Genomic DNA, 542 nt, shown 5'->3' with positions numbered 1-542 from the left:
CCGGTGCGCCTCGTGTTCGAGCCCAAGAGCAAGAACATCGACCAGCAGGAATTTGCCAATGCATTGCTGGCCCACACATCGCTGGAGTCGGGTGCGGCCATCAACCTGGTGATGATCGGCACGGATGGCCGTCCGCGCCAGAAGGGCCTGGCAGAGATCCTGCGAGAGTGGATCGTCTACCGCTTCGCCACGGTCACGCGTCGCACGCGCCATCGTCTGGGCAAGGTGGAAGACCGTATCCACATCCTCGAAGGGCGGCAGTTGGTTCTGCTGCGCATCGAAGACGTGATCCGCATCATCCGCGAGAGCGAAGACCCGAAGGCCGCGCTGATCCAGGTCTTCAACCTGAGCGATCGCCAGGCCGAAGACATTCTGGAAATCCGCCTGCGTCAGCTTGCTCGCCTGGAAGCGATCAAGATCGAGCAGGAGCTGAAGAACCTGCGCGAAGAGCAGGGCGAGCTGGACGTGCTGCTGAAGTCGGAGACCATGATGCGCCGTCGCATCATCAAGGAGATCGAGACCGACGCGAAGCAATACGGTGA

1 protein-coding gene is annotated in these 542 nt (G+C 61.3%); it reads left to right on the top strand.

Annotated features, from left to right (window positions below; genetic code table 11):
• Nucleotides 1–12 precede the first annotated feature (12 nt).
• Nucleotides 13–542, top strand: a 530-nt coding sequence (locus ACWKV9_RS27710) for a DNA gyrase subunit A (RefSeq protein ID WP_483839299.1), incomplete at its 3' end; no start/stop codon positions are given.

The organism is Pseudomonas corni, assembly GCF_057128765.1.
The sequence above is the reverse complement of the archived record's forward strand: the minus strand, read 5'-3'. Positions and strand labels throughout refer to the sequence as shown.